19 protein-coding genes are annotated in these 17,512 nt (G+C 66.2%); 6 read left to right on the top strand and 13 right to left on the bottom strand.

The features are described 5' to 3' along the window. Positions 1-175 precede the first annotated feature (175 nt). Positions 176-655, top strand: a complete 480-nt coding sequence (locus A8950_RS00160; protein ID WP_166644914.1) for a tetratricopeptide repeat protein — start codon at positions 176-178, stop codon at positions 653-655. A 6-nt stretch (positions 656-661) separates the two neighbouring features. Here A8950_RS00160 and A8950_RS00155 read toward each other — a convergent pair whose 3' ends face one another. Both A8950_RS00155 and A8950_RS00150 read right to left on the bottom strand, forming a co-directional pair. After that, positions 662-1,348 carry a phytochelatin synthase family protein gene (locus tag A8950_RS00155; RefSeq protein WP_133611458.1) on the bottom strand — a complete coding sequence of 229 codons (687 nt, stop codon included), beginning with the start codon at positions 1,346-1,348 and terminating at the stop codon, positions 662-664. 14 nt (positions 1,349-1,362) lie between these two features. After that, on the bottom strand, positions 1,363-3,126 hold the full coding sequence (locus A8950_RS00150) for an adenylate/guanylate cyclase domain-containing protein (protein ID WP_166644913.1): 1,764 nt from the start codon (positions 3,124-3,126) through the stop codon (positions 1,363-1,365). 88 nt (positions 3,127-3,214) lie between these two features. Between A8950_RS00150 and A8950_RS00145 the strand changes: the two genes are divergently transcribed. From A8950_RS00145 to A8950_RS00125, 5 genes are read left to right on the top strand one after another with little or no spacing between them, the layout of a single operon-like run. After that, the gene (locus tag A8950_RS00145; protein WP_133611456.1) at positions 3,215-4,447 is read left to right on the top strand and encodes a diaminopropionate ammonia-lyase; all 1,233 of its coding nucleotides are present in this window, start codon (positions 3,215-3,217) and stop codon (positions 4,445-4,447) included. Beyond that, positions 4,444-4,719, top strand: a complete 276-nt coding sequence (locus A8950_RS00140; RefSeq protein WP_243735478.1) for a DUF1289 domain-containing protein — start codon at positions 4,444-4,446, stop codon at positions 4,717-4,719. The genes A8950_RS00145 and A8950_RS00140 overlap by 4 nt, the downstream gene beginning before the upstream one ends. Continuing rightward, entirely contained in the window at positions 4,716-5,687 is a 972-nt protein-coding gene (locus tag A8950_RS00135) for a DMT family transporter (protein ID WP_133611455.1), read from the top strand. Before A8950_RS00140 ends, A8950_RS00135 begins: the two co-directional genes overlap by 4 nt. Beyond that, positions 5,684-6,391 carry a DUF599 domain-containing protein gene (locus A8950_RS00130; RefSeq protein WP_133611454.1) on the top strand — a complete coding sequence of 236 codons (708 nt, stop codon included), beginning with the start codon at positions 5,684-5,686 and terminating at the stop codon, positions 6,389-6,391. The genes A8950_RS00135 and A8950_RS00130 overlap by 4 nt, the downstream gene beginning before the upstream one ends. Then, positions 6,388-7,020, top strand: coding sequence for a glutathione S-transferase family protein (locus tag A8950_RS00125; RefSeq protein WP_133611453.1), 633 nt, complete (start codon positions 6,388-6,390; stop codon positions 7,018-7,020). The genes A8950_RS00130 and A8950_RS00125 overlap by 4 nt, the downstream gene beginning before the upstream one ends. Here A8950_RS00125 and A8950_RS00120 read toward each other — a convergent pair. The 11 genes from A8950_RS00120 to ypfJ form a co-directional block, all read right to left on the bottom strand. After that, the gene (locus A8950_RS00120; protein ID WP_208109679.1) at positions 7,017-7,832 is read right to left on the bottom strand and encodes a ferritin family protein; all 816 of its coding nucleotides are present in this window, start codon (positions 7,830-7,832) and stop codon (positions 7,017-7,019) included. The two genes, A8950_RS00125 and A8950_RS00120, sit on opposite strands and share 4 nt — an antisense overlap. 77 nt (positions 7,833-7,909) lie before the next feature. Next, a complete protein-coding gene (locus A8950_RS00115; protein ID WP_133611451.1) occupies positions 7,910-8,326 on the bottom strand; it encodes a F0F1 ATP synthase subunit epsilon in 417 nt (138 codons plus the stop codon). Between the two features lie 18 nt (positions 8,327-8,344). Then, positions 8,345-8,779, bottom strand: a complete 435-nt coding sequence (locus tag A8950_RS00110; protein WP_133611450.1) for an NUDIX hydrolase — start codon at positions 8,777-8,779, stop codon at positions 8,345-8,347. Positions 8,780-8,798: 19 nt separating this feature from the next. After that, on the bottom strand, positions 8,799-10,220 hold the full coding sequence (gene atpD / locus A8950_RS00105) for a F0F1 ATP synthase subunit beta (RefSeq protein ID WP_133611449.1): 1,422 nt from the start codon (positions 10,218-10,220) through the stop codon (positions 8,799-8,801). A 39-nt stretch (positions 10,221-10,259) separates the two neighbouring features. Then, entirely contained in the window at positions 10,260-11,141 is an 882-nt protein-coding gene (locus A8950_RS00100; RefSeq protein ID WP_133611448.1) for a F0F1 ATP synthase subunit gamma, read from the bottom strand. A gap of 38 nt (positions 11,142-11,179) precedes the next feature. Then, complete coding sequence (gene atpA, locus A8950_RS00095; protein ID WP_133611447.1) at positions 11,180-12,709, bottom strand: F0F1 ATP synthase subunit alpha; 1,530 nt, start codon at positions 12,707-12,709, stop codon at positions 11,180-11,182. Further along, positions 12,709-13,269 carry a F0F1 ATP synthase subunit delta gene (locus tag A8950_RS00090; protein WP_133611446.1) on the bottom strand — a complete coding sequence of 187 codons (561 nt, stop codon included), beginning with the start codon at positions 13,267-13,269 and terminating at the stop codon, positions 12,709-12,711. Before A8950_RS00090 ends, atpA begins: the two co-directional genes overlap by 1 nt. 278 nt (positions 13,270-13,547) lie before the next feature. Next, a complete protein-coding gene (locus tag A8950_RS00085) occupies positions 13,548-14,234 on the bottom strand; it encodes a glutathione S-transferase family protein (RefSeq protein ID WP_133611445.1) in 687 nt (228 codons plus the stop codon). Positions 14,235-14,347: 113 nt separating this feature from the next. Beyond that, entirely contained in the window at positions 14,348-15,442 is a 1,095-nt protein-coding gene (locus A8950_RS00080) for a GGDEF domain-containing protein (RefSeq protein ID WP_133611444.1), read from the bottom strand. 178 nt (positions 15,443-15,620) lie between these two features. Then, the gene (locus A8950_RS00075) at positions 15,621-16,457 is read right to left on the bottom strand and encodes a glycosyltransferase family 2 protein (protein WP_133611443.1); all 837 of its coding nucleotides are present in this window, start codon (positions 16,455-16,457) and stop codon (positions 15,621-15,623) included. A 15-nt stretch (positions 16,458-16,472) separates the two neighbouring features. After that, positions 16,473-17,453, bottom strand: coding sequence for a KPN_02809 family neutral zinc metallopeptidase (ypfJ, locus tag A8950_RS00070; protein ID WP_133611442.1), 981 nt, complete (start codon positions 17,451-17,453; stop codon positions 16,473-16,475). Positions 17,454-17,512 lie beyond the last annotated feature (59 nt).

The raw sequence follows: 17,512 nt of genomic DNA, 5'->3' as shown, positions 1-17,512 counted from the left end.
TCGTGCTTGGACAGGGGCTGCCGGCTTGACGATAGTTTGGCTGACCCTGTGATCCGCTTCACTGCGACCGGGCCGGCACCGGTTCATATGTTTTCCCGGTTCATTTGTTTGCAGGCCGGCATGGCGTCAAATGCCGGTATGTTGTGGAAAGCCCCGTTTTGCCAGGAGAGACCAGATGAAGACCCCCCTCGTTGCGTTGCTCACCGTTTTGTGCCTCGGCCTCGGCGGTGCCGGATTTGCCGGCCAGGCGCGCGCCATGGGTTCCGACAGCACGGCACCCGCCGCCAAGGTCGATTCCTACAAGGAAGCGGTCAAGCTGATCGACAAGGAGCAATACGCCAAGGCGATCCCACTGCTGCAGGCCTCGATCAAGGAGAAGGGCGAATACGCCGATGCGCTCAATCAGCTGGGCTACGCCAACAGGAAGCTCGGCAATTGGGTGCCGGCCATGGAGTATTACCTGAAGGCCCTGAAGCTGGAGCCGGACCATCTCGGCGCCAATGAATATCTTGGCGAGCTCTATCTCGACCAGAAGGACCTCGCCGGTGCCGAAGGGCAGCTCGCCAAGCTGAAGGCCGCCTGCGGCGATTGCGACGAGTTCGAGGAGCTCGAGGAATCGATCGCGGATTACAAGCAGGAGAACGCGATCAATTGAGCCGCGTCACCGCCGCCTGACCACCAGATAGCCGCGCTGCTTGCCGTCGTCACAGGGTTTCGCCATGGCGGCGAGCAGGCGCGCGACCGGGGCCCAGTGCGGCTCGTAATCCGCCTTGTAGCAATCCAGCACCAGGACCCGGTCGCTGGCCGAGTCATAGGCACCCAAGGGCGAAAAGTGGCCGATGTCGCTGCCATCGCCATAGAAGAGATCAAGGTGGAAATTGGCGATGATGAAATGCCCGGGCCAGGCCTCCAGCGCGGCGAGGTTCCGGCGCAGCATATCCCCAGCGGCGGCATCCGCTGCAGCCACGGGAAATCCCTCCACCATCCAGCTCGCGAGGCCGTAGAGGCCGAGCGCCTCGTCGAGATGTTCGGCCAGCCGCATGAGCTTGCGCCCGCCGCCATCCGGGGCGATGCCGGACGGCCAGTCGGTATGGACGAACCGCTCGATCAGCCGCTTCTCGCTCAACAGTTCGCCCACCCGGTTCATGCCCTCCATCCCGCGGGCGGCATTGAGCACCATGACGGAACTGGCAAGCGAACAGGCGGAATCGGTGTGCTGATGAATCTGGTGCGGCATCAGCGCCCAGAAATTCGGGCAAGGGTTCCGGCGGACATGCGCGTTGTCGCGCGCCAGCGGCGTCAAGGCGATCTGTTCAGTACTGGCTTGCAGGGTGCCGATATCGTTCAAGGATCGATCTCCAATCAAGGCTCCCGGCCAAGCGCCGCGCCAAGTTCCTGGCCAAGCGCCTGGGCATCGCGGATGGCGAGAACCGGCAGGGCCGCCTCGCGCCCCCGGATTTGCAGATGATGCAGCTCGGGGCCTTGATGCTGTCCCGCCTGCTGCGGCATGGCAAGCGCCATTCCTGCCCCGCGCCAGACCTGTTCCGAGATCACCAGTTGCACCTGCAATTCCTTGGTGGCGGCCTCGAGCCGGCTCGCGGTATTGACCGTGTCGCCGATGGCGGTCAGGTGCTGGTTGGCGCCGAACCCCATGTCGCCGACGATGGCCGGCCCGAAATGGATGCCGATGCCGATGCGCAAGGGTGATTTGAGATCGGCCGCCAGATGCTGGTTGAGCTCGGCCAGTTTCAGGCTCATGCGCCTGGCGGCGTCGAGCGCCTGGCGGCAGGCGGTCTCGGCCCCCATGGCGCCCACCCCTTCCTTGATGCCGAAAAGGGCCATGACGCCGTCGCCGATGAACTTGTCGAGATAGCCGCCGGATTCGGCCACCGCCTCGCCCATCGCCTTGAAATAGCGGTTGAGAAGAAAGACCACGTCGTAGGGCAGGCGCCGCTCCGAGAGCCGCGTGAAATCCCTGAGATCGGCAAAGAGGATGGCGATCTCCATCTCGCGCCCGGCATGGAAATCGGGCCGGGCGCGGGCCATGCGCGCATCCGCCTGGGCCGGCAGCAGCGGCGCGATCGTCACCGGCGCAATGGGGCGAAGCTGGCAGGCAAGCCGCGTATCGGGGGCGGCACCGACGCGGGCCAGCACGCGCTTCTCGTCCTCGCCCGGCGGCGGCAGATGCTCGGCGCCGGCAATGATGCGCACGCGGCAGGTGGAGCAGCGGCCGCGCCCGCCGCAGACCGACGCATGGGGAATGCCGGACATGCGGCTGGCCTCGAGCAGCGAGGTCCCCGCCTGGATCCGCACCGCCTTGCCATTGTCATAGTTGACGAGGATGGCCCGCCGCCGGTCGACCTGCTGCCGGATCGCCCGCGCCGCCAGCACCGCCGCGAGGAGCAGGCCGAAAAGCACGATGCCGCGCTGCTGCAGGGCATGCACTTCCGCCGCCACGTCACCGCCGGGCCAGTTCTGCTCGGCGGCAATGGAGGGCAGCCAGGCGGGGTCGGCCAGCCGCGCCGCCGCCTCGCGCGCGCCATCGACAAAGCCGATCAGGGCCAGCACCGGCAGGATCACGGCGCCGGCGAAGAGATAGGCCCGCGCCCGCGGATACCAGCTCTTGAGCCGCAGCCAATAGGCCATGCCGATGCAGCCATGGATCCAGGTGACGATCACGGCCAGTGCCTGCAGCAGACCGTAATGCGGCAGGAAGACCCAGAAGCTCAGCAGCACGAAGGTATAGGAATCGGTGAAGTCATAGACCTCGCTGGCATAGGCGGTGGCCAGCACATGCAGCATCAGCATGGGCGGCGTGGCGAGACCGAGGATGAGCTGTGCCCCCTCCCAGAACGGCATGCGCAGGGAATGGCGCCGATAGAGGGCGATGAGGGCGACGGCGATATGCAGGAAGGCGCTGGCATAGAGGGCTGCCTCCAGGGGTGCGAAGCGCCAGAAGGCGAGGAACACCTGCCGCCCCGCCTCGAGTGCCGCCAGCGAATGGATGCCGAGCGCATGATTGAGGTTGTGGGTCAGCACATAGCTGAAAAGTACCAGGCCCGTGACGAGGCGCACCCGGCCCAGCAGCGCGCGGTCGCCCAGACGCCCGAACAGCGGATGGATCACGGGAATGCGGTTTTGGCGGGGGGTTGCGCGAAAATCGCCGGTCTCCCTGGTTTGCCTCGGTTCGAGCCGTTTGATAATAGTCGCAGCCATGAACGAATGGAATCCGCCGCCTTTCCGGGCGGAATGTTTCATCAACCCGAATTTGGCGCCGGCCGAGGCAGACCTCGCCGCGGTCGCCCCGGGCGTGGTCGATGCCGATGGCTTTGCCCGGGCGCTGGCCGAGATCCGGTCCTGGCCGGGCTATGCCCCGACCCCGCTGGTCGACCTGCCCGGCCTGGCGCGGCACCTCGGCCTCGGCGGCATCCATTACAAGGACGAGGGCGGACGCTTCGGCCTCGGCGCCTTCAAGGCGGTGGGCGGCGCCTATGCCGTGCTGCGGCACCTGCAGGATCGATTGGGCAACGAAGCGAGCGTTGCCGACCTCATCGCCGGCAAGTACCGCGACCTGACCCGGGACATCACCGTCTGCACCGCGACCGACGGCAATCACGGCAAGTCGGTCGCCTGGGGGGCACGCCTCTTCGGCTGCCGCGCCGTGATCTATATCCATGAGGGTGTCAGTATCGGGCGCGAGCAGGCGATCGCGGCCTTCGGCGCCGAGATGCGGCGCATCCCCGACAATTACGACGCCAGCGTCCGCGCCTGCGCCGCCGATGCGGCGGCGAATGGTTGGCAGGTGATTTCCGACACCACTTGGGAAGGCTACCAGGAAATCCCGCGCCATGTCATGCACGGCTATGGCGTGATGCTGCGCGAGGCGATGGAGCAATGGCCGGCTGGCGAAACCTTGAGCCACGTGTTCATCCAGGCGGGTGTCGGCGGCCTGCCGGCGGCAGTCGCCGGCTTCCTGTGGCTGGAGCTGGATGCGCTGCGGCCCAAGATCATCGTGGTCGAGCCGGATAAGGCCGCCTGCCATTTCGCGAGTGCCCGCGCCGGCACGCCCACCGCCGTCACCGGCAAGCTGGATACCCTGATGGCGGGCCTCGCCTGCGGCGAGGTTTCGCCGCTGGCCTGGGAACTGCTCGACAAGGCAGGTTTCGCCTTCATGAAGATACCGGACGCGGCGGCGGTGTTCGCGATGAAATCGCTGGCCGCCGGCATCGATGGTGACCCGCGAATCGTCGGCGGCGAGGCTGGTGTCGGCGGCCTCGCCGGCCTCATCGTGGCGGCGAACGACCAGGCCATGCGCGATGCCCTGCTGCTGGACGCTGCGTCCCGCGTCCTCATCATCGGCAGCGAAGGGGCGACGGACCCGGCGCTCTATCGGCAATTGGTGGGCATGAGCCCGGAAGACGTCTTGGCGGGCAAGGCAGCGGCATGAGCGATCACGATCCCGCCCGGATGGGCCAGATGGAGGCCCGGCGCCTGATGCGCCAGCAGATGTCGCGCGAGGAACGCCGCGCCGAGCGCCTGCGTCTCCTCAATTCCGGCCCGCCCTCGCCCTGCATCAGCGTCTGCCAGATGGATCCCCTGACCGGATATTGCGTCGGCTGCACGCGCACCATCGACGAGATCCGCGACTGGATCATCTCGACGCCCGACGAACGCCACGCGATCCTCAAGAAGATCGCCGAACGGCGCGCGGCGAAATGAGCAGCGTCGCGGAAGCCGAGGCGCGCTCGAACCGGAATCGTCAGGACAGGACGGGTCAGGACCGGACCGGCCTCTGGCTGCTGTTGGCGATCACGATCTTCTGGGGCATCAACTGGCCGGCGATCAAGCTCTCGGTCAACGAGGTGCCGGTCTGGGCCTTTCGTGCCATCTGCCTTGCAGCCGGCGCCGGCGGCCTCTTTGCCATTGCCCGCGCCGCCGGCCTGCCGCTTCGCATCCCGCGCCAGGATTTCGGCTGGCTGATCCTTGCCAGCCTCGGCAACATCACCGGCTGGCACTTGTTCTCGGCGATCGGCGTCGATCACATGCTGCCCGGCCGGGCCTCGATCCTTGCCTTCACCATGCCCCTCTGGGCAGCCCCCATTGCCGCAATCTGGGTGGGCGAGCGGCTCGGCTGGCTGAAGCTGCTGGGCCTGGGTGTCGGGGCGCTCGGCCTCGCCGTACTGGTGGTGCCGGATTGGCAGAATCTGGTGGCAGCCCCGCTTGGTCCCATTTTCATGCTGCTGGCCGCCATTTCCTGGGCCTTCGGCACGGTCGCCCTGAAGGCGCATAGTTTCTCGATGCCCACCACCAGCCTGGTCGCCTGGCAGATGGTGATCGGCGGTGCGCCGATCTTCCTGGGTGCCTTCATCTTCGATCACGGCTTTGAGCCCGGCTCGGTCTCTGCGCTTGGCTGGTGGGCGGTCGCCTATGCCGCTCTCATCCCGATGGTCTTCTGCCACTGGGCCTGGTTCCGCGTGGTGGCGATCTATCCCGCCGTGGTGGCGGCGATCGGCACGCTGGCCATCCCGGTGGTCGGCGTCATCTCCTCGGCACTCATCACCAACGATCCCGTGGGCTGGGCCGAGATCCTGTCGCTGCTCCTCATCATCTTCGCCCTCTTCCTCGTGCTGGTGGTGCCGATGCTGCAGCAGAGGCGGGCAGCGGCGGCGCAGGGGATGACGCCATGACGCCGCTCGACTGGGCGGCACTCGCCGTCTTTGCCGTCTGCTTCTTCGGCTATGCGCGCATCGCGCATTTGGCCGGGCGCGGGCGCAACCTCAACGCCATGATGCACGAGGTGCGCCGCGCCTGGATGCAGCGCCTGATGATTCGCACCGACCGCATCGTCGACTCGGCCCTGACCGGCCACACGGTCAATTCCATGTCGTTCTTCAGTTCGGCCACCATCCTGATCGTGGCCGGCCTCATCGGCGTGCTGGCCCAGGCCGATGCGGCCCTTGCCCTCATCCGCCGCTGGCATTTCATCGATGCGGGCAGCGCCGGCCTCTTCCAGCTGAAACTTCTCGGCATGGTGATCCTGCTGGTGCTGGCCTTCTTCCGCTTCACCTGGGCGCTCCGGCAATACAATTACTGCTGCGCGCTGGTGGGGGCCGCACCGCTGGCGCTCAACGATTATCCGCACCGCACCGAGCTCGCCGAACAGGTGGCAATGGTCTATACCAGCGCCCTCGACAGCTTCAACAGCGGCATCCGCTGCTACTACTTCGCGGTGGCCTGGATCGCCTGGATCACCGGGCCCATCCCCTTCCTCGGCGGCCTCGTGCTGGTGATGGGCGTGCTGCTGCGCCGCCAGGCGATCAGCCGCGCCGCCAGGGCGATCCAGCGTTATGTCGAGCTCAACCCACCCGACAATTGGCCGCCACGGGAATGAAGCCGATCCTCTATGGCGCGGCCTATAGTGTCTATGTGCGGGCGGCGCGGCTCGCCCTGATCGAGAAGGGCGTCGATCACGACCGGGTGGAGGTCGATATCTTCGCCGCGGACGGGCCACCGCCGGATTATCTCGCAAGGCATCCCTTTGGCCGCATCCCGGCGCTGCAGCATGGCGCGATGTCGCTCTATGAAACCTCGGCTATCGTCCGCTATGTCGACGACGCATTTCCCGGCCCTGCCCTGCAGCCACGCGATCCGGTCCACCGTGCGCGGATGAATCAAACTATCTCCGTGCTGGACAACTACCTCTACCGGCCGCTGGTCTGGGGTGTCTATGTGGCACGCAGCGAGAAGGGCGGCGCGTGCGACGAGGCGCTGGTCGCCGCTGCGGCGGCAAAGGCACGGCATTGCCTCGGCGTGATCGAGCGCGACCTCGATCGGCCCTTTCTCGCCGGCGACGCAATCACCCTGGCCGATCTCTATGCCGTGCCGATGCTGGCCTATGGCCTGATGACCGGGGAAGGCCGCGCGATGCTGGCGGAATGCCCGCAACTCTCCGCGTGGTGGCGGCGCATGAAGGCACGGCCCAGTGTGGCGGAAAGCCGATTTGCGGGGGAAGCGGCCTAGGCGCCGCTGGCGGCGAGGCGCTTCACGCGGCGGCGCATGAACCAGGAGGCGAAGGCCGCGAGCGGGCGGTGCAGCGGGCCCTGCGGGTTGAGGCCGGCGGCCTTCAGCACCATGGCGATGCCGCGCGCGATATGCGGCGGCCGGTAATGGGCATAGGCACGCCTGGCATAGGCGGCCGAGAAGCGCTTGCGCTCATAGGGCTCGGCCGCATGGTTGGCAGCGTAATAGGCATAGGCGAGTTCGTCGTCTTCGCTCTCGGTGATGCGCGAGAGGGCGACGCGCACGCGGCCCCAGGGGCCCAGGCCTTCCTTCTCGAGATAGCGGTTGAGATGGGTGTAGAAGAGCTTGTAGTGCCTGAGCTCGTCGGCGGCGATCTTGCGGCAGATCGCCTTCAGCACCGGTTCCTGCGCCGCCTCGGCCAGCGCCGTGTAATAGGAGGAGGTACCGGTCTCGACGATGCAGCGCGCCACCAGCTCGCCCGAGCGGCTGCCGCGCACCGAGGCATTGACGTCGAGCGGGATGCGGTAACCATCGAGAAAACGCTGGAAGGCGGTGTCGAAATCGAAAGCGGGATCGGCCAGCTTGGCCCAGCGGGCCAAGGCTGCTCCATGCTGGACTTCCTCCAGCGCCCATTCGTCGGCGACGGCGCGGAAGCCGTCATCATCGTGAAACACGTTGTTGAGATAAGTCGCGTAGTCGCCGCCATTGTATTCGACCAGCGCGGCGGCCTTGACCAGCTTGACGATGTCGGAATCGACCAGGGCGGGATCGAAGCGGTCCCAGGGAATCTGGTCGAGCGTCCAATGCGCCATGCGCACTCAACCTCTCGTCATTTCAACCGCTATCCGTGGCGGGCACCGGCCGAACCCCCGCCGGTGCCAGCTGGAGTTTAGTAGGTCGAGGTGCCCAGGGCGGCAATCCGGGCCTCGGCGATTTCGACGAGCTGGGCCGCCGCCGCGCGGTCGATTTCGCTCTTGGCGTCCTGCAAATCCTCGCGCGCATCGGCAAGGGCCTGCTCGGCCTTGTTGCGGTCGATATCGGCGACGCGCGCCGCGCGCTCGGCCAGGACCGTGCAGCCCTCGGCATTCACCTCGGCGAAACCGCCTTCGACGAAGATACGATCGGTCACTTGGGCGCCGGTCTCCAGGATGTGGATGACACCCGGCCGCAGGGTGGAAATGAGGTTGCTGTGCCCAGCCAGTACGGCGAAATCGCCCTCCACCCCGGGGATCACGATCTCGGCGACATTGGCCGAGAACAGCAGCCGCTCCGGCGAGACGAGTTCGAAATGCACCTGATCGGCCATGATCCCAACCTCTGTTTCCTAATGGCCGCAGCGGGCCGCCCAGTGGCGGATGCTGCGCCGGTAACCTTCCGGCATGGGCAGCGCCGCGATGTCGTCGAGCGCAAAGCCACCCAAGCCCGTGTGTTCGTGGCTGAGGCGCAGATCCGCCTGCGACAGCGGCTGCACCCCGAACGTGACGATGAGGACCTCTTTTGCCGGCAGCACCGGATAGCGCCAGCAATCGAGCAGATCCGCAACCGTCACGTCGACCCCCAGCTCCTCCGAGATCTCCCGATGGAGGCAGGAACCCGGCTCCTCCCCGGCTTCCAGCCGGCCGCCCGGAAGCTCCCATTCGTCGCGCTCGTTCCGCAGAAGAACGACCTTGCGCTCGACGAAGAGAACCCCCTTGACGGAGACCGGCCAGACGGGGCCGGCGCCCTGGAGTTCAACGGGGGCGCTGCTGGACCGTTCCATCAGCGCCCCCGGGCAGTCATCAGGCGGCTTCCGCCATCTTCTTGGCCTTGGCGACCGCTTCCTCGATCGTGCCGACCATGTAGAAGGCCGACTCGGGAAGGTCGTCATACTGGCCTTCCACGATGCCCTTGAAGCCCTTGATGGTGTCTTCGAGCTTCACCAGCACGCCCGGCGTGCCGGTGAAGACTTCGGCGACGTGGAAGGGCTGGCTGAGGAAGCGCTGGATCTTGCGGGCGCGGGCGACGGTCAGCTTGTCCTCTTCCGACAGCTCGTCCATGCCGAGGATGGCGATGATGTCCTGCAGCGCCTTGTAGCCCTGCAGCACTTCCTGCACGCGGCGGGCGACGGTGTAGTGCTCCTCGCCGATGACGCGCGGGTCGAGCATGCGCGAGGTCGAATCGAGCGGGTCGACCGCGGGGAAGATGCCGAGCTCGGCGATCTGGCGGGAAAGCACCGTGGTCGCATCCAGATGGCTGAACGAGGTCGCCGGCGCCGGGTCGGTCAGATCGTCGGCCGGCACGTAGATGGCCTGCACCGAGGTGATCGAGCCCTTCTTGGTCGAGGTGATGCGCTCCTGCAGGGCGCCCATGTCGGTGGCGAGCGTCGGCTGGTAGCCGACCGCCGAGGGGATGCGGCCGAGGAGCGCCGACACTTCCGAACCCGCCTGGGTGAAGCGGAAGATGTTGTCGACGAAGAACAGCACGTCCTGGCCCTCGGCGTCGCGGAAGTATTCGGCGACGGTGAGGCCGGACAGGGCGACGCGGGCGCGGGCTCCCGGCGGCTCGTTCATCTGGCCATAGACCAGGGCGCATTTCGAACCCGGGCCGTCCAGCTTGATGACGCCCGATTCGATCATCTCGTGATAGAGGTCGTTGCCCTCGCGGGTGCGCTCGCCGACGCCGGCGAAGACGGAGTAGCCGCCATGCGCCTTGGCGACGTTATTGATCAGTTCCATGATGGTGACGGTCTTGCCGACGCCGGCGCCGCCGAACAGGCCGATCTTGCCGCCCTTGGCATAGGGCGCCAGCAGGTCGATGACCTTGATGCCGGTGATGAGGATCTGCGCCTCGGTCGACTGCTCGGAAAATTCCGGGGCGGAACGGTGGATCGGCAGGGTCTGCTTGTTGCCGATGGGCCCGCGCTCGTCGATCGGCTCGCCGATCACGTTGATGATGCGGCCCAGCGTCTCGGGGCCGACCGGCATCGAGATGGGGCCGCCGGTATCGGAAACCTCGGCGCCGCGCACCAGACCGTCGGTCGAGTCCATGGCGATCGCGCGCACGGTGTTCTCGCCGAGATGCTGCGCCACCTCGAGCACCAGGAGCTTGCCCTGGTTCTGCACGTGCAGCGCGTTCAAGATCGCGGGCAGGGCATCACCGAACTGCACGTCGACGACGGCGCCCATGACCTGCGTGATCTTGCCGACGATGTTCTTCGACATATTGGTTGCTCCTCTGGAACGAACTCTGGACGGACCTGATCAGACGGCTTCGGCACCGGAGATGATCTCGATCAGCTCCTTGGTGATGTTGGCCTGACGGGTCCGGTTGTAATTGATGGTCAGCTTGTTGATCATGTCGCCGGCATTGCGGGTCGCATTGTCCATCGCGGTCATGCGCGCACCCTGCTCCGAGGCGGCATTCTCCAGCAGCGCGCGATAGACCTGCATGGAGAGGTTGCGCGGCAGCAAATCGGCCAGGATCGCTTCCTCGTCCGGCTCGTATTCATAGATCGCCGCATTGGCATCGGCGTTCTCGTTGGCGCTGGACAGCGCGAACGGGATCAGCTGCTGCGGGGTCACGATCTGGGTGATGGCCGACTTGAACTTGTTGTAGACGACCGTGCAGACGTCGAATTCGCCGGCCTCGAACATGTGGCTGATGCGCTGGGCGATCTTGGCCGCGGAATCGAAGGTGAGGCGCGGCTTGCCCACATCCTCGATCGTGGCGATGATCTCGTTCAGGAATTCGCGCTTCATCTGGTCGCGCGCCTTGCGGCCGACGGCGAGGATCTTGACCTGCTTGCCGTTCGCCTTCAGATCGCGCGCCATCTTGCGCGCCTGGCGGGTGATCGACGAGTTGAACGCGCCGCAGAGGCCGCGGTCGGAGGTCATGACGACCAAAAGATGCACCTGGTCGCGGCCCGTGCCGGCGAGGAGGGCCGGCGCGTTGTCCTTGCCGGCCATCGAGACGGCGAGCGAGCGCAGCACCTTCTCCATGCGTTCGGCATAGGGCCGTGCCGCTTCCGCCTGTTCCTGCGCACGCCGCAGCTTGGCCGCCGAGACCATCTTCATGGCCGAGGTGATCTTCTGCGTGTTCTTCGTGCTGTTGATGCGGACCTTGAGGTCCTTCAAGCTAGGCATCGCTGCCCCTTCTCAACCTGGTCGAACTGCGCTGCTTATCAGACGAAAGACTTCGTAAAGGCGTTGAGGATCTCGGTCAGCTTGTCCTCGGTCACCTTGGAAATCTCGCGTTCGTTGCGGATCGCCTCGAGCACGTCGGTGTGCTTGGCCTTCACCTCGCTCATCAGCGCCGCCTCGAAGCGATTGACGTCCTTCACGGCGACGCCGTCGAGGAAGCCGCGGACACCGGCGAAGATGGCGACCACCTGCTCCTCGACCGGCATCGGCTGGTACTGGCCCTGCTTGAGGAGTTCGGTCAGGCGCGCACCGCGCGCCAGCAGCTTCTGCGTGGCGGCGTCGAGGTCTGAGGCGAACTGCGCGAAGGCCGCCATCTCGCGATACTGCGCCAGTTCCAGCTTGATGCGGCCGGCGACCTGCTTCATCGCCTTGATCTGGGCGGCGGAGCCGACGCGGCTGACCGAGAGGCCGACATTGATGGCGGGACGGATGCCTTTGTAGAACAGGCCGGTTTCGAGGAAGATCTGGCCGTCGGTGATCGAGATCACGTTGGTCGGAATATAGGCCGAGACGTCGCCGGCCTGGGTTTCGATTACGGGCAGGGCGGTCAGCGAGCCGGCGCCGTTCTTGTCGTTGAGCTTCGCCGCGCGCTCGAGCAGGCGGCTGTGCAGGTAGAAGACGTCGCCCGGATAGGCTTCGCGGCCCGGCGGACGGCGCAGCAGCAGCGACATCTGGCGATAGGCGACAGCCTGCTTCGAGAGATCGTCATAGAAGATGACGGCGTGCATGCCGTTGTCGCGGAAGTACTCGCCCATGGCGCAGCCCGTATAGGGCGCCAGGAACTGCAGCGGGGCCGGTTCCGAGGCGGTGGCAGCGACCACGATTGAATATTCGAGGGCACCGTTGTCTTCCAGCGTCTTGACGATCTGGGCGACGGTCGAGCGCTTCTGGCCGACGGCGACATAGACGCAATAGAGCTTCTTCGACTCGTCCGTGCCGGCGTTGATGGCCTTCTGGTTGAGGATGGTATCGATGATGACGGCGGTCTTGCCGGTCTGGCGGTCGCCGATGATCAGCTCGCGCTGGCCGCGGCCGACCGGCACCAGGCTGTCGATCGCCTTCAGGCCGGTCTGCATCGGCTCGTGCACCGATTTCCGCGGGATGATGCCGGGCGCCTTCACCTCGACGCGGGTGCGCGTCACATTGGTGAGCGGGCCCTTGCCGTCGATCGGGTTGCCGAGGCCGTCGACCACGCGGCCGAGCAGGCCCTTGCCCACCGGCACGTCGACGATGGCGCCGGTGCGCTTCACCGTATCGCCTTCCTTGATGTCGCGGTCGTCGCCGAAGATGACGACGCCGACATTGTCGGTCTCGAGGTTGAGCGCCATGCCGCGGATGCCACCCGGGAACTCGACCATCTCGCCCGCCTGGACGTTGTCGAGCCCGTGGACGCGGGCGACGCCGTCGCCGACGCTCAGCACCTGGCCGACTTCGGTGACATCAGCCTCGTTGCCGAAATTTTCGATCTGCTGCTTCAGGATGGCAGAGATTTCGGCGGCGCGGATTTCCATTATCCAACCCCTTTCATGGCGAGCTGCAGTTTCTGCAGCTTGGTTCGAATAGACGAATCGATCATGCGGCTGCCCACCTTGACGACGAGGCCGCCGAGGAGCGCCGGATCCTGGCGCACCTCCATACTGACCTTGGCGCCGTGGGCGCGTTTGATGGCATCGGCGAGGGCCGCCTGCTGCTCGGCCGAGAGCGGCCGGGCCGCCCAAACTTCGGCGGTCATCTCGCCGCGACGCGTGGCGAGAATCTTGCGGAAGGCGCCGATGATAGCCGGCAGCGCAAAGAGGCGCCGGTTCTTGGCAAGCAGGCCGAGGAATTTCGCGGTGAGGGTATTGAGCCCGGCCTTCTCGGCGAGGGCGGCCACGGCCTTGCCCTGATCGGCGCGCGAGAGGACCGGCGAATTGATCAGGCGGCGGAAATCGGCGGATTCAGCGACCATCCCGGCAATGCTGCCGAGATCGGCGGCAACGGCGTCGAGCTGGTGCTTCGTATCGGCGAGTTCGAACAGCGCCGCGGCGTAACGCTGCGCGAGTGAACCGGTCTCCGTTACCTGGGCTGCCAATTCCTGCCCCCATCCCTGGTCTTAACAAATTGATTTTTCGGGAGAAATCTTGTTGGCGCCAGGCGCCGGCACAAACCCTACCGGCCCCTGCGCAGACAATGTCGCCGCGCAGCGGGCGGCGGGTTAGTAACACATGGTTTCCGGGTAATCAACCGCCCCAGACCGGGGCCTGGATGCTTTTATCAAGCTATTGGAAAATATGTATATTTTGGTGAAATATCGTGGTTAATGCGCGGCACGGGATCTGGTCCTGCGACAGCCTGGAAGGATGGCTGCGATCAGGCACCAAGGGCGGGGGAAAGCCGCCGGTCGGCAGCGGCGATCGCTGCCGCCGCCTGGGCGAAGGCCGGGCGATCCAGCAGGCGCCGGTACCAACCGGCGAGCGGTACATAGGGAGCGAGATCGGGCCCCCGCAGGCGCTGGGTGAAAAGGACGGTCATGAAGGTCGCGATGTCGGCCACGGTGAGCGCGCCGCCGCAGATGAATGGGCCGCCGCCCGATGCCCCATCGAGCCGCGCCGCCAATGCGGCGAAGCGCCCGGCGATCTCGCCCTCGGCCGCCTTGCCGTCGGCGAGGCGGCGCGCGTGGATCGCGGCATCGGCATGGGGCGGCTCGGTCCGGAACAGCAGGTGCCGCACCGGGGCGAAGAGGACCTCGTCGGCATCGAGTTCGGCCAAGCGGCAGCGGGCACGGGCAGCAGGCTCCGCGGGGTAAAGCGGCGGTTCCGGATAGCGATCCTCGAGATATTCGAGGATCGCGGTGGAATCGAAGAGGCCGAGATCGCCGTCGACGAGCACCGGCACCTGGCGCTTCGGATTCACTGCCAGCACTACGGGATGGCGAGGTTCGTAACCCCTTTCCTGGCTGAAGGCGACGAATTCGCGCTCATGCGGGATGCCCTTCTCGTCGAGGGCGATCGCCACTTTCCACGAGAACAGGCTCAAGGGCCCGAGATAGAGTTTCACCGCATTCCCTCCAGCGAGGCAGATTGCCAAACCGGCTGGAACATTATGGGAACATCGTGGGAGATGCAAGAACCCGCCGGTCTTGCCCTCCGGATATCAACTCACCCCGGTCTTCAACTCACCATCGAGAGCGGCCCGCGGCGGCCCTGTTTGTCGGCATACATGGCGCGGTCGGCGGCGGCCAGCAGGTGGTCGAGGTCGCGCCCGTCATCCGGCGGGATCACCGTGGCGCCGAGGCTGAGCGAAAGCGGCTGCAGCCCGCGCGCCGCCAGGTTGAAGTCGAGCAGCCCATGGCGCAGGCGCTGCAGCGCCTCTGCCCCGCCATCGCTTCGACCATCCGTCGAACCGGCTTCCCTGGCGCTGGATGGGCACAGCACGGCGAATTCGTCGCCGCCGAGGCGCGCCACGATATCGGTCGCCCGGAACACGCGGGTGAGCAGCCGCGCCGTGTCGATGATGAGCTGGTCGCCGGCGGCATGGCCGAAGCGGTCGTTGGTCAGCTTCAGAAAATCGACATCGACCGAGATCAGCATCGAGGGGATGCCGAGGCGCCGCGCCAGCGCCAGTTCGCGTTCGGCCAGCATGCGGAAACCGCGCCGGTTGTAGATGCCGGTGAGGTCGTCGGTGATGGCGATCTGGTGCACGGCGGCCTGTGCCCGTTCGCGCTCCGCCACCTCGGCCCGCAGGCGCCCGTTGGCGGCGGCCAGTTCCTCGGTCCGCTGGCGCACGCGCTCTTCCAGCTCGGCATAGACCTGCACGTTTTCCAGCGCGACCGAGGTGGAATCGGCCAGCGCCTGCAGCATCTGCACCTCGGCCGCATTGGCGCGGTAGGGCCGCGCCCAATAGGTACCGATGGCGCCGATCGGCGCGCGCGTGCGGATCGGCACCATGACGAGGCTTTTCACGAAAGTGGGGCGATAGACCTCGTCCGGTACGCGCTCATCGGCATAGATGTCGGGGATCACGGCCGGTTCGCGATTGAGCATGGCCCAGCCGCTGACACAGAGCTCGAGCGGAAACTTGCGGCCCTTCCACAGCGGCTCGATCGCATCCTCGTCCTTGTAATAGCAATGCTCGCCCTCGCGCAGCACGAAGGTGGCGCCATCGGCGCCGACCAGATCGCGCGCGGCACTCCGCACCACCGCCGCGACATCGTCGAGATGCCGCGCCAGAGAGAGATCCTGAATGGCCCCGATCAACCGATCCATCAGACGGTCCCCGCGTCCGATTTCGCCCAATCCCACGCTGTCGCAGAACAGTTAGCGCGGGGGTTTGATCGATTATTATGCGTCAGTTGGCGGGCGAGATGCACCCATTTCCTGCGGAATCACCGATCCGCGTGTGCCAGTCAGGCTGTTGTTCCCGCAAACGATGGGAATAACGACTCTATGCCAGGAAGGTTTTCACGAATTGCTGATAGGTGAGGCTGGAATTCCCTCTGCCCGGCTTCTGCCGCGCCGCCTCGAAGCGGGCATTCATCCTGGCCCATGCGCGAAACACCGCGGCCACATCGGCGCGTTGATCGGGCGGCACCAGCGTGCCACCGGATTCGACCAGGGATATCAGCCGGTCATAGGCCGTCGCGATATCGCCGATGAAGGCATCGCCCTGGGTCACCGAGCCTGGCCGCTGGCGCAGATGATAGATGGCCGTGTCGTCATAGGGCGCGCTGCCGCCTGCCAGCGCCAGGCTCTCCAGATCGAACAGCACATCCTCGGCCGGCACATCCTGCCAATGCCGCGCCCCGCAACGCTCACCGGGATCGCGCCGCACCACGCCATGGAACGAGGCGAAGGCCGTGCTGAAGGTGGCGTAATCGGCGCGGCCCGAGGCAGGCCGCACCTCACGGATCACCCGGCCCTCCCATGTCGCGATCGCCGTGCGGCCGAAGGCAACACCCGCCGCTTCCGCCAGCGGCACGAGCCGCGCCAGATAATCCGGCGACCACAGATCATCGGCATCGAGCAGGGCGATGAAGCGACCGCGCGCCACTGCCAGCGCCCGGTTGCGCGCAGGTCCGGCCCCCGTCGGCCTTGCCACCGGCTCGAGCACGCGGATGCGGGGATCCAGCGCGGCGAGATCGGCGTAATCATGCGGCTCGTCCGGCGCCACGATGATCTCCATCGGCACGCCCTGCATCAGCGCGCTGGCGATCGCCTCATGGATGAACTCCCGCGCCTGGTGCGCGGCGATGATGATGGAGGCAAGGATCGGATGGCGCATGAGCGAAGTTGCGCGTCAGGGTGTCGCCACGCCGAACGTATCGCAATCGTCGGGGTTGCCGCTGTCGAAGCCCTTTTTGAACCAGCGCATGCGCTGCTCCGAGGTACCGTGGGTAAAGCTGTCGGGGACGACGCGGCCCGAGGATTGCCGTTGCAGTCGATCATCGCCGATGGCCGAGGCGGCATTGAGCCCTTCGGCGATATCGCCATCTTCCAGCTGCACCTCGGCATTCGCCGCCGCCAGGTGATACGCCCAGATGCCGGCGAAGCAATCGGCCTGCAGTTCGACGCGCACGGAAAGGGCATTGGCGTCAGCCTCGGAAAGGCGCTGCCGCTCGCGCCGCGCCATCTCCTCGACGCCCACCAGATTCTGCACGTGATGGCCCACTTCATGGGCGATGACATAGGCCTGGGCGAAATCACCCGGCGCCTGCAAATGCCGTTCGAGATCGCGATAGAAGGAGAGGTCGATATAGACCTTGGCATCCGCCGGGCAATAGAACGGGCCCATGGCCGATTGCGCGTGGCCGCAGGCGGATTGCACGGCGCCGGAGAACATCACCAGCGTGGGGTCGCGATAGGTCTCGCCCGCTTCGGCGAAGATGCGGCGCCAGGTGTCCTCGGTCGAGGCGAGGACCACGGAGGTGAAATCGGCCAGTTCGTCTTCGGCCCGGTTGCCGGTCTGCGTGACGCCCTGGCCGGCCCTCTCGACGGCGGGCGCGAAGATGTCGCCCTGCCGCGACCCGCTGCCCAACGTGCCATTGAGGAGCGCCATGGGATCGATGCCCATGAAGCTCAGCATCACGAAGATCGCAATGACAATCAGGATGCCCTTCAGACCGAAGCGCCTGCCGATGAGGCCGCCCAATCCGCCGCCACCCAGGCCACCCCCACCCAGGCCACCGAGACCGCCCAGCCCACCGCCAAATCCGCCGCCCGGGCGCGCCCCGCGCCGGTCACTGACATTGTCGCTGCGCCGGCCCATGCGCCATTTCATGATGTGGCTCTCTCGCTTGAAGCTGCCTGACCCGATGATCGCATACTTGTGTCAGACCA

Origin of the sequence: Dongia mobilis, assembly GCF_004363235.1 — a bacterium.
GTDB lineage: Bacteria > Pseudomonadota > Alphaproteobacteria > Dongiales > Dongiaceae > Dongia > Dongia mobilis.
The sequence above is the reverse complement of the archived record's forward strand: the minus strand, read 5'-3'. Positions and strand labels throughout refer to the sequence as shown.